The following is a 10,614-nucleotide window of genomic DNA, read 5'->3' as shown; positions in this document are numbered from 1 at the left end:
TTTTCACACCTGAAGCGGACGAACGAGGAGGGCCCGGATCCCCAGGGGATCCGGGCCCTCCTCGTGTCCGGGGTCAGGCGGCGGCGCAGTTCGGGCACACCCCGCGGTACGTCACCTCGACCGCCGACACCACGAAGCCGAAGCGCTCGGTGTCGGGCAGGTCGGCCAGCGGGTTGCCCGCCGGGTGGACGTCGCGGATCGCGCCGCACTGGGCGCACACCAGGTGCTGGTGGGGCCGGTGCGCGTTCGGGTCGTACCGCTTGGCGCGGCGGTCCGTGGCGACCTCCAGCACCTCGCCGAGGCTCACGAGCTCGCCGAGCGTGTTGTAGACCGTCGCCCGGGAGATCTCGGGCAGCTTCGCCACGGCGCGCGCGTGCACCTCGTCGGCCGTCAGGTGAACGTGGTCACCGTCGAGCACCTCGGCCACGACGCGCCGCTGTGCGGTCATGCGCCATCCGCGTCCGCGAAGTCGTTCCAGCAGGTCACTCATGGACGCCAGCCTAACAGTGAGGGGATTCGGTGTAACTCCCGAACCAGTGCGGACTTGGATGCTTACTTGACTTAGACATTGTCCATTGTAGGATCGAGTACGGCAATCACCAAGGACAGGACAGGCAGGAATGACGCAGGAGGCGCACGTGACGCAGGGACCGCTCACCACGGAGGCCGGGGCTCCGGTCGCCGACAACCAGAACAGCGAGACCGCAGGCGTCGGCGGCCCCGTACTCGTCCAGGACCAGCTGCTGCTCGAGAAGCTCGCGCACTTCAACCGCGAGCGCATCCCGGAGCGCGTGGTGCACGCCCGCGGCGCCGGTGCGTACGGCACCTTCACGCTGACCCGCGACGTCTCGCAGTGGACCCGCGCGGCGTTCCTCTCCGAGGTCGGCAAGCAGACCGAGACCTTCCTGCGCTTCTCCACCGTCGCGGGCAACCTCGGCAGCGCCGACGCCGTGCGCGACCCCCGCGGCTGGGCGCTGAAGTTCTACACCGAAGAGGGCAACTACGACCTCGTCGGCAACAACACCCCGGTGTTCTTCATCAAGGACGCGATCAAGTTCCCGGACTTCATCCACACCCAGAAGCGCGACCCGTACACGGGCTCGCAGGAGGCGGACAACGTCTGGGACTTCTGGGGGCTTTCGCCCGAGTCCACCCACCAGGTGACCTGGCTGTTCGGCGACCGCGGCATCCCGGCGTCCTACCGCCACATGAACGGCTACGGCTCGCACACGTTCCAGTGGAACAACGAGGCCGGCGAGGTCTTCTGGGTCAAGTACCACTTCAAGACCGACCAGGGCATCGTGAACCTCACCCAGGCCGAGGCCAACAAGCTCGCCGGCGAGGACCCCGACTCGCACCAGCGCGACCTGCGCGAGGCCATCGAGAGCGGCGACTTCCCGACCTGGACCGTGCAGGTCCAGATCATGCCGGCGGCCGAGGCGGCGACCTACCGCTTCAACCCGTTCGACCTCACCAAGGTGTGGCCGCACGAGGACTACCCGCCGGTCGAGATCGGCAAGCTGGAGCTCAACCGCAACCCGGAGAACGTCTTCGCCGAGGTCGAGCAGAGCATCTTCAGCCCCGCCCACTTCGTCCCCGGCATCGGCCCCTCCCCGGACAAGATGCTCCAGGGCCGCCTCTTCGGCTACGGCGACGCCCACCGCTACCGCGTCGGCATCAACGCCGACCACCTGCCGGTGAACCGCCCGCACGCCACCGAGGCGCGCACCAACTCCCGCGACGGCCACCTGTACGACGGCCGCCACAAGGGCGCGAAGAACTACGAGCCGAACAGCTTCGGCGGCCCGCACCAGACGGACCGCCCGCTGTGGCAGCCGGTCGCGGTGGCCGGCGGCACCGGCAACCACCCCGCGGCCGTGCACAGCGAGGACGACGACTTCGTCCAGGCGGGGAACCTCTACCGCCTGTATTCGGAGGACGAGAAGTCCCGCCTGATCGAGAACCTGGCCGGCTTCATCGCCAAGGTCTCCCGCGATGACATCGTCGAGCGCGCGGTCGGCAACTTCCGCCGGGCGGACGACGACTTCGGCAAGCGGCTCGACGCCGCGGTCCAGGCCCTCCGCGGCTGACGCGGACCGCTTGCCGTAGCAGGGCGACGGGCCGGAACCCCCACGGGGTTCCGGCCCGTCGCCGCGTCATGCCGCGACGGTGCGCCGCGCGGGCACCCAGCAGCGGATGACGTCGCGCACGGAGACGATGCCCACCGGGCCGCCGTGCTCCAGCACGATCAGATGCCGGAAGCCGCCGTGGACCATGGCCTCGGCGGCCTCCTGCACGGTGGCTTCCGGGGTGCAGAACACCACGTTGTTCGTGGTGTGGGCCGCCACGGTCTCCCGGTCGGGGTCGTGGCCCGCGCCGATCGAGTTGAGTATGTCGCGCTCGGTCAGGATGCCGAGTCCGCTGTGGTCGGGGTCGAGTACGACGGCTGCGCCGACGCGCCGCCCCGACATCAGGCAGGCCGCCTGACGCAGGGTGTGCGCGGGTCCGAGGGTGAGGATCACGGTGCTCATTGCGTCACGGACGAGCATGAAGAGAGCCACCTCCTGGGTGAGTCCCTCCGCTTGGGTGTGGTGCGCCCGCGGGATCCTAGAGAAAGGATTCACAAGCGCACAAGCGGAGGATTCTCAGATTCCCACGGGCATGCACCGTCAACAAGGGGGCACGCAAAGGGACATGCCCCGGAGCCCGCTCAGCCGCGCGGTCGCAGCAGCTCCAGCATCTCCTCGTGGAGCAGCCCGTTCGAGGCCGCCGCGTTCCCGCCGTGCACCCCGTCCACCCCGTCCAGGCTGGTGAACCGGCCGCCGGCCTCCTGGACCACGACCGCGATGGCCGCCATGTCCCACAGGTTCAGCTCCGGCTCGGCGCACAGGTCCAGCGAGCCCTCCGCGACCATCATGTACGGCCAGAAGTCCCCGTAGCCGCGGGTGCGCCAGCAGGCCCGGGTCAGGTCCAGGAAGCCGGCCAGGCGCCCCTGCTCCTCCCAGCCGCTCAGCGAGGAGTACGCGAACGAGGCGTCGCCCAGCGCGGCCACCTTCGAGACGCCGACCGGCGCCGTCTCGCCGAGCGCGCCGCCCGCGAAGGCGCCGCCGCCCCGCACCGCCCACCAGCGCCTGCCCAGCGCGGGCGCCGACACCACGCCCACCACGGGCCGGAAGACGCCGTCCGCGCCCTCGGCCGTCAGGGAGATCAGGGTCGCCCAGACCGGGACCCCGCGCACGTAGTTCTTCGTGCCGTCGATCGGGTCCACGACCCAGCGCCGCGGGCCGTCGCCCTTGAGGCCGTACTCCTCGCCGAGGATCGCGTCGTCGGGGCGCGCGGCCTCGATGCCGGCCCGGATGATCTCCTCGGCCGCCCGGTCCGCCTCGCTCACCGGGGTCATGTCCGGCTTCGTCTCGACCTGGAGGTCGAGGGCACGGAAACGCTCCATCGTCGCGGCGTCCGCCGCGTCGGCGAGTTCGAGGGCAAGGCGCAGGTCATCGTCATACTCGGACATGGCCGAACAGTATCGCGGCCGGTGGCGCGGCCGGGACGCGCCCTTGACAGGATCTGTCGGCCCGTCAACTCTGGCCGGGGAGCCCAGCGGGAACGGCCCAGTGGAGGCGACGATGCCGGCAGCCCGGGAGACCTTGCTGGAGGCGGCGGGAGCGGCGCTCTCGGCACGCCCCTGGCCGGCCGTGCGGATGGTCGACGTGGCGGCAGCGGCCGGGGTGTCCCGGCAGACCCTGTACAACGAGTTCGGCGGCAAGGGGGGCCTGGGCCGCGCCCTGATCCGGCGCGAGAGCGAGTGGTACCTCGACGGGGTCGAGCGGGCCCTGTCCACCCCCGCCCCCACCTCCCAGCGGCTCGCCGCGGTCGCGGAGTGGACCGTGCGGGCGGCCCGCGCGCATCCCCTCGTACGGGCCCTGCTCACCGGGTTCTGGGAGCCGGGCCTGCCCGCCGCGGGCCGCGCGCCCGTGCCCGGCGAGCTGGCCCGGGCCGTCCGGGACCGGGCGGCCGCCGCGCTCGTGCCCGCCCAGGACGTGCAGCGCTGCGAGCTCGCCGTGCGGCTCGCGCTGTCCTACGTGGTGGCCCCGGGGGAGGAGCCGGGGGCGGGGGAGCTGCTGCGGCTGCTCAGTGCGCAGAACCGGACAGCTGGAGCCCGATGACCCCGAGGATCACCAGCGAGATCGAGACGAGCTTGAGGGTGGAGACCAGGTCGCCGAGGAAGACCATGCCGTAGATCGCCGTCCCGGCCGCGCCGATCCCGGTCCACACCGCATACGCCGGACCCACGTCCAGCTTCTTCAGGGCCAGGGTGAGCAGGCCGAAGCTGCCGAGCGCGAAGCAGGCGAAGGCGACGGTCGGCCACAGCCGGGTGAAGCCGTGGGACAGCTTCAGGCAGACGGCGAACCCGGTTTCCAGGAGTCCCGCAACCACGACGAGCAGCCACGCCATGTCGAATGCCTCCCCGCGTCACGTGAATTCTCGCCACTTGGTGCGATTATGCATTTATCCAGACACGATCTTCGGCAAACCCGATGACGCGTCAGTCTCCCTCGCGGCGCTCCCGCGTCTCCAGCAGCCGCCGCAGCGAATACAGCCGCGCCGGGTCCGCGTGACCGTCCTCCACCCACTGGTCGAGCGCGCAGTCCTGCTCGTCGTGGCTGCACGCGCGCGGGCACTCCTCGGTGCCCGGCACCAGGTCCGGGAAGGCCAGGATCACCCGGGACGGATCCACGTGGTGCAGGCCGAAGGAGCGCACGCCCGGGGTGTCGATGACCCAGCCGTCGCCGCCCGGCAGCGGCAGCGCGAGGGCCGAGGTGGTGGTGTGCCGGCCGCGGCCGGTGACCGCGTTGACGTGCCCGGTGGCGCGCTTGCGGTCCTCGGCGACCAGCGAGTTGACCAGGGTGGTCTTGCCGACGCCCGAATGGCCGACGAAGGCCGTGATCCGGCCGTGCAGCCGTTCGCGCACCCGGTCGGCCGCGTCGCCCGTCGCGAGTTCCTCGCGGTTGGTCACCACGTAGTTCACGCCGAGCGTCGAGTAGATCTCCAGGATCTTGTCGGCGGAGGTCAGATCGGACTTGGTGAGCACCAGCAGCGGTTCCAGACCGGCGTCGTACGCCGCCACCAGGCAGCGGTCGATCATCCTGGGCCGCGGCTCCGGGTCGGCCAGGGCCGTCACGATCGCCAGCTGGTCGGCATTGGCGACGACCACCCGCTCGAACGGGTCGTCGTCGTCGGCGGTGCGCCGCAGGACGGACTTGCGCTCCTCGATCCGCACGATCCGGGCCAGGGTGTCCTTCTTGCCGGACAGGTCACCGACGATCCAGACCCGGTCCCCGACCACCGCCGCCTTGCGGCCCAGCTCCCGGGACTTCATCGCGTGCACCGTGCGGTCCCCGACCAGGCAGGTGAGCCGGCCGCGGTCGACGGTCAGGACGAAGCCCTCCGAGGCGTCCTCGTGCTTGGGCCGGATGTTCGTCCGCGGCCGGTTGCCCTTGGGGTTGGGCCGCTGGCGGATGTCGTCCTCATCGGTGTGCTTGCCGTACCTGCGCATGACGCGGCCCTACGCTCCCGCTCCCGCAGCCGGATCTCCCGCGAGCATGTCCGCCCACATCTTCGGGAAGTCCGGCAGGGTCTTCGCGGTCGTCGCCACGTTCTCGATCATCACGCCGTCCACCGCCAGGCCGATCACCGCGCCCGCGGTGGCCATCCGGTGGTCGTCGTACGTGTGGAAGGTGCCGCCGTGCAGCGGGCGCGGCCGGATGCGCAGGCCGTCCGCCGTCTCGGTGACGTCGCCGCCGAGCGCGTTGATCTCCTTGGTCAGCGCGGCCAGCCGGTCCGTCTCGTGCAGCCGCAGGTGCTGCACCCCGCGCAGCACCGACTCCGAGTCGGCCAGCGCCGCCACCGCCGCGATGCCGGGGGTGAGCTCGCCGACCTCGCCCAGGTCCACGTCGATGCCGTGGATCTTGCCGGTGCCGGTGAAGACCAGGCCCGCGTCGGTCAGCTCGCAGGAGCCGCCCATCTCCGTGAAGATCCGGCGCAGCGCGTCACCGGGCTGCGTGGTGCGGCGCGGCCAGTCCGGGATGGTGACCGTACCGCCGGTGATCAGCGCCGCGGCCAGGAAGGGCTGGGCGTTGGACAGGTCCGGCTCGACCACCAGGTCGCGGCCGAGCACCGCGCCGGGGGCCACCCGCCACACGTTCTTCTCGCCGCCCGCCTCGGGGGTGTCGACCTGGGCGCCCGCCGCGCGCAGCATCTCCACCGTCATCCGGATGTGCGGCATCGACGGCAGGTTGGTGCCCACGTGCCGCACCTCGACGCCCTGGTTGAAACGCGGGGCGGAGAGCAGCAGCGCCGAGACGAACTGGGAGGAGTTGGTGGCGTCGATCTCCACGACGCCGCCCTCCAGGGCCCCGCCGCCCTGCACGGTCAGCGGCAGCGCGCCCCGGCCGTCGTCGTCGATGCGGGCGCCGAGGGTGCGCAGGGCGTCGATGACCTGGCCCAGCGGGCGCTCGTAGGAGCGCGGGTCGCCGTCGAAGCGGATGTCGCCGTCGGCGAGGGTGGCGACGGGCGGCAGGAAGCGCATGACCGTGCCCGCGTTGCCGACGTCTACGGTGGCCGGGCCGTGCAGGGCCGCCGGGATGATCCGCCAGGCCTCGCCGCCCACCGCGCCGTTGGCCGACCGGGCGGAGCTGGAGGAGACGGTCTCCTCGATGCCCACGCCCATCGCGCGCAGGGCGTCCGCCATCAGCTGGGAGTCGCGCGAGCGCAGCGGCCGGCGCACCCAGCCCGGCTCGGCGGCGAGCGCGGCGAGCACGAGGGCGCGGTTGGTGACCGACTTCGAACCCGGCACAGTGACGGTGGCGCGGACGGCGGCGTCGGCGATCGGGGCGGGCCAGAGGGCGGGGAGCGCGGGGGTCTCGGTCATGGCCCCCACTTTAGTGGCTCCGCCCGGCCCCGGATCTTGATCGCTGGGCCGTCTCAGAGGTCGAGAAGCCAGCGGCCGCCGCCCACCAGGGAGCACAGCGCGACGACGTGGAACAGGAGCAGCCACACCACCGGGTGTACGTGGGTGAGCCGCCCGAGCTGGTCGGCGTCCGAATCGGGCGCTCCGCCGTGCCGGCGCTTGGCCCCGAGCTCGAAGACCGGCCGGACGCCGCCGAGCAGCAGGAACCACACCACCGCGTACGCGAACACCGCCTGCACCTCGGCGGGGGCCAGCCAGGACACCAGCAGGAAGGTCCCGCCGGTCACCACGACCGTCAGCGCCCCGTACGCGTTGCGGATCATCACCAGCATCGCCACCAGCAGGGCGGTGGCCACCCACAGCAGCAGCGTGATCCGGTGCGCGGACAGCAGGGCCGCCCCGCCGAGCCCCAGCAGCGAGGGCGCGGTGTACCCGGCGGCGGCGGTCAGGACCATGCCCAGCCCGGTCGGCTTGCCCCGGCTGACGGTGACCCCGCTGGTGTCGGAGTGCAGCCGTATCCCGTCGAGCCGCCGCCCGGTCAGCAGCGCCAGCAGGCCGTGGCCGCCCTCGTGCGCGATGGTCACCGCGTTGCGCGACAGCCGCCACAGCGGGCGCGGGCCCACGGCGGCCAGCGCGACCAGACCGGTCGCGATCACCAGCCACAGGTCGGGCGCGGTCTGTATACCCGTGAGCCGGTCCCACAGGCCGGCCGTGCTGCTGCTGTCCATGAAGTGGAGGACTCCTTGCGGTGGGGTGCTGGTGCCATGGCAGTGTGGCAGGCATGTGCGGACGGTTTGCAGCGAGTCGTAAGCCCGAGGACCTGGTGGAGGCCTTCGGCATCGAGAAATGGGAGCCGGAGGAGACCCTGGCCCCCGACTTCAACGTGGCGCCCACGAAACAGGTCCACGTCGTCCTCGACCGTCCCCTGAAAGACGCCTCCGACCCCCGTCCGGTTCGCCAGCTGCGCACGCTGAAGTGGGGTCTCGTACCGTCCTGGGCCAAGGACCCCGACGGAGCCGCCCGGATGATCAACGCCCGGTCGGAGACCCTCGCCGAGAAGCCCTCCTTCCGCCGCCCCTTCGCGCAGCGCCGCTGCATCGTCCCCGCCGACGGCTACTACGAGTGGGTCACCGCCCACGACGAGCGGCAGCTGGAGGTGGAGGGGAAGAAGAAGCGGGCCCGCAAGCAGCCCTACTTCGTGCTCCCCACCGACGGCTCCGTCTTCGCCATGGCCGGCATATACGAGTTCTGGCGCGACCGGACCCTGCCCGACGAGCACCCGCTCGCCTGGTGGGTCACCTGCTCGGTGATCACCGCCGAGGCCGAGACCGGGCCGCTGGGGCAGGCCCCCGCCGAGGGGCCGCGCTCGCTGTCCGACATCCACCCCCGGATGCCGCTCATGCTGACCCCCGACCGCTGGGACGCCTGGCTGGACCCGGCGAACACCGACACCGAGGGCTCGCTGCGCGAACTGCTGGCACCGCCGCCGGGCGGCCTGATGCGGGCCTACCCGGTGTCCACCGCCGTGAGCAACGTGCGCAACAACGCGCCGGAGCTGCTCGCGGAACTGGCCGCGCCGGAAGAGGGCACCCTCTTCTGACCCGGGCAGGATGGGGCGCATGAGCACCCGTACCCAGAGCGTCGACACCCCGGCGGGCGAGGCCCGCATCACCTGGCACACCGCCCGCGGAGCCAGGCTCGTGCTCGCCGTGAGCCACGGCGCCGGCGGGGGGATCGAGGCCCGGGACCTCCAGGCGCTGGCCGCCGCCCTGCCCGCGCACCGGATCACCGTGGCCCTGGTCGAACAGCCCTGGCGGGTCGCCGGGAAGAAGGTCGCCGCCGCGCCCAAGGTGCTCGACGAGGGATGGCGCGGGCTGTGGCCGGCCCTCGCGAAGCCCGGACTGCCCGTGGTCGCCGGCGGCCGCAGCGCCGGGGCCCGGGTCGCCTGTCGGACCGCGGCGGAGCTGGGCGCGGCAGGGGTGCTGGCGCTGGCGTTCCCGCTGCACCCGCCGGGTCGGCCGGAGAAGTCCCGGGCCGAGGAGCTGCTGGGCGCCGGACGGCCCGCGCTGGTGGTGCAGGGCGGCCGCGACCCCTTCGGGCGGCCCGAGGAGTTCCCGCAGGGCGGCACGTACACGCTGGTGGAGGTCCCGCACGGGGACCACGGCTTCGCCGTGCCCAAGAGGGCGGACATCACCCAGGAGGCGGCCCTCGGCCTGATCACCGGGACGGTGGCCGAATGGCTCACCGCGCTCGAGGTCTGATCCGCGCTCGAGGTCTGATCCGGGCTCGAGGTCCGATCCAGGCCGGGCGGAGGACCGGGTGATCCCGGTCACCCCTCCCGCACCCGCCCCGCGACGGCGCCGAAAGCCGATCCCGCCCCGGGGAATGCGGGGCCCGCAGCGTCTGTTGTGCCGGATGTCGGTACGTACGGGAACTTGTCGGAGGAGAGGGAGCGCATGACCCAGGTCATCAGTCAGAACCGTCGGCAGGCCGCTGACCTGGACTGGACTGTTCTTCCCAGCCCCAAGCGCAGCACGCTTCGGGCGGCGGAGGGCCGGGATGGTCGACTATTCTCCGATTCGAGCGGCTCCGCTCTCGAAGCCGCCACGCAGTCGGAGGAGGTGGGTCCTGTCGCTGGGACCGACGAAGGCCACGCGGAGGAGACGACCCCGGAGCGCAACGCGCGCTTCGAGCGGGACGCCCTCGGCTACCTCGACCAGATGTACTCGGCCGCGCTGCGCATGACGCGCAACCCGGCCGACGCCGAGGACCTGGTCCAGGAGACGTACGCGAAGGCATACGCGTCCTTCCACCAGTTCCGCGAGGGCACCAACCTCAAGGCATGGCTGTACCGCATCCTGACCAACACCTTCATCAACTCCTACCGCAAGAAGCAGCGCGAACCCCAGCGCAGCGCCGCGGAGGAGATCGAGGACTGGCAGCTCGCGCGCGCCGAATCGCACATGTCGACCGGGCTGCGCTCCGCCGAATCGCAGGCGCTCGACCACCTGCCCGATTCGGATGTGAAGGAAGCGCTCCAGGCCATTCCGGAGGAGTTCCGCATCGCGGTCTACCTTGCCGACGTAGAGGGCTTTGCGTACAAGGAGATCGCCGACATCATGGGTACACCCATCGGTACGGTCATGTCGCGACTTCACCGTGGCCGCCGTCAACTCCGCGGAATGCTGGAGGACTATGCCCGTGAGCGCGGGCTGGTTCCCGCGGGCGCGGGAGAGTCGAACGACCGGAAAGGCTCGGGCTCATGAGTTGCGGAGAGCCGCACGAGACGGAGTGCTCTGAGGTCCTGGACCACCTTTACGAGTTCCTCGACCGGGAGATGCCCGACAGCGACTGCACGAAGTTCGAGACGCACTTCGGCGAGTGCAGCCCCTGTCTGGAGAAGTACGGCCTGGAGCAGGCCGTGAAGAAGCTGGTGAAGCGCTGCTGCGGGTCGGACGACGTGCCGACCGACCTGCGGTCCAAGGTGATGGGCCGGATCGAACTGATCCGGTCGGGACAGGCCGTTCCCGAACACGACGTCACCGCCGACGTCGCCGCGGACAATCCCGCCACCGGCTGACGGCCGACCGTTTGAACAACCGCCCCCGGAAGAGCACTTCGTTCACCCGAAGGTGCTAATCCGG

13 protein-coding genes are annotated in these 10,614 nt (G+C 71.6%); 6 read left to right on the top strand and 7 right to left on the bottom strand.

Going from position 1 to position 10,614, the window contains the following annotated elements; translation table 11 throughout:
• Positions 1-73: 73 nt before the first annotated feature.
• The gene (locus ACFWP3_RS27495) at positions 74-490 is read right to left on the bottom strand and encodes a Fur family transcriptional regulator (protein ID WP_384226078.1); all 417 of its coding nucleotides are present in this window, start codon (positions 488-490) and stop codon (positions 74-76) included.
• A gap of 130 nt (positions 491-620) precedes the next feature.
• Between ACFWP3_RS27495 and ACFWP3_RS27490 the strand changes: the two genes are divergently transcribed.
• Positions 621-2,090 carry a catalase gene (locus ACFWP3_RS27490; protein WP_384226076.1) on the top strand — a complete coding sequence of 490 codons (1,470 nt, stop codon included), beginning with the start codon at positions 621-623 and terminating at the stop codon, positions 2,088-2,090.
• 66 nt (positions 2,091-2,156) lie between these two features.
• Here ACFWP3_RS27490 and ACFWP3_RS27485 read toward each other — a convergent pair whose 3' ends face one another.
• Positions 2,157-2,549, bottom strand: coding sequence for a cyclic nucleotide-binding/CBS domain-containing protein (locus ACFWP3_RS27485; RefSeq protein WP_384226073.1), 393 nt, complete (start codon positions 2,547-2,549; stop codon positions 2,157-2,159).
• Positions 2,550-2,710: 161 nt separating this feature from the next.
• Complete coding sequence (gene hisN, locus ACFWP3_RS27480) at positions 2,711-3,514, bottom strand: histidinol-phosphatase (RefSeq protein WP_384226071.1); 804 nt, start codon at positions 3,512-3,514, stop codon at positions 2,711-2,713.
• A 112-nt stretch (positions 3,515-3,626) separates the two neighbouring features.
• On the opposite strand from hisN, the gene ACFWP3_RS27475 reads away from it, so the two are divergent.
• Positions 3,627-4,166 carry a TetR/AcrR family transcriptional regulator gene (locus ACFWP3_RS27475; protein ID WP_384226068.1) on the top strand — a complete coding sequence of 180 codons (540 nt, stop codon included), beginning with the start codon at positions 3,627-3,629 and terminating at the stop codon, positions 4,164-4,166.
• Here ACFWP3_RS27475 and ACFWP3_RS27470 read toward each other — a convergent pair.
• From ACFWP3_RS27470 to ACFWP3_RS27455, 4 genes are all read right to left on the bottom strand, one after another.
• Complete coding sequence (locus tag ACFWP3_RS27470; protein WP_030011402.1) at positions 4,132-4,455, bottom strand: multidrug efflux SMR transporter; 324 nt, start codon at positions 4,453-4,455, stop codon at positions 4,132-4,134. The genes ACFWP3_RS27475 and ACFWP3_RS27470 overlap by 35 nt on opposite strands.
• A 91-nt stretch (positions 4,456-4,546) precedes the next feature.
• On the bottom strand, positions 4,547-5,557 hold the full coding sequence (gene rsgA / locus ACFWP3_RS27465) for a ribosome small subunit-dependent GTPase A (protein ID WP_384226066.1): 1,011 nt from the start codon (positions 5,555-5,557) through the stop codon (positions 4,547-4,549).
• A 9-nt stretch (positions 5,558-5,566) separates the two neighbouring features.
• On the bottom strand, positions 5,567-6,931 hold the full coding sequence (gene aroA, locus ACFWP3_RS27460) for a 3-phosphoshikimate 1-carboxyvinyltransferase (protein ID WP_384226064.1): 1,365 nt from the start codon (positions 6,929-6,931) through the stop codon (positions 5,567-5,569).
• A gap of 53 nt (positions 6,932-6,984) precedes the next feature.
• Complete coding sequence (locus tag ACFWP3_RS27455) at positions 6,985-7,698, bottom strand: M50 family metallopeptidase (RefSeq protein ID WP_384226062.1); 714 nt, start codon at positions 7,696-7,698, stop codon at positions 6,985-6,987.
• 53 nt (positions 7,699-7,751) lie between these two features.
• Here ACFWP3_RS27455 and ACFWP3_RS27450 point away from each other — a divergent pair, with 53 nt between their 5' ends.
• From ACFWP3_RS27450 to rsrA, 4 genes are all read left to right on the top strand, one after another.
• Positions 7,752-8,570, top strand: coding sequence for an SOS response-associated peptidase (locus tag ACFWP3_RS27450; protein WP_384226059.1), 819 nt, complete (start codon positions 7,752-7,754; stop codon positions 8,568-8,570).
• A gap of 19 nt (positions 8,571-8,589) precedes the next feature.
• Positions 8,590-9,231, top strand: a complete 642-nt coding sequence (locus ACFWP3_RS27445) for an alpha/beta family hydrolase (RefSeq protein WP_384226057.1) — start codon at positions 8,590-8,592, stop codon at positions 9,229-9,231.
• A 360-nt stretch (positions 9,232-9,591) separates the two neighbouring features.
• Complete coding sequence (locus ACFWP3_RS27440; RefSeq protein ID WP_030709911.1) at positions 9,592-10,236, top strand: sigma-70 family RNA polymerase sigma factor; 645 nt, start codon at positions 9,592-9,594, stop codon at positions 10,234-10,236.
• Positions 10,233-10,550, top strand: a complete 318-nt coding sequence (gene rsrA, locus ACFWP3_RS27435; protein WP_384226054.1) for a mycothiol system anti-sigma-R factor — start codon at positions 10,233-10,235, stop codon at positions 10,548-10,550. The genes ACFWP3_RS27440 and rsrA overlap by 4 nt, the downstream gene beginning before the upstream one ends.
• Positions 10,551-10,614 lie beyond the last annotated feature (64 nt).

It is taken from the genome of Streptomyces sp. NPDC058525, assembly GCF_042719495.1.
In the GTDB taxonomy this organism is placed as follows: Bacteria; Actinomycetota; Actinomycetes; order Streptomycetales; family Streptomycetaceae; genus Streptomyces.
Note: the sequence above shows the minus strand (reverse complement) of the source record. Positions and strands in the feature narration are given on the sequence as shown.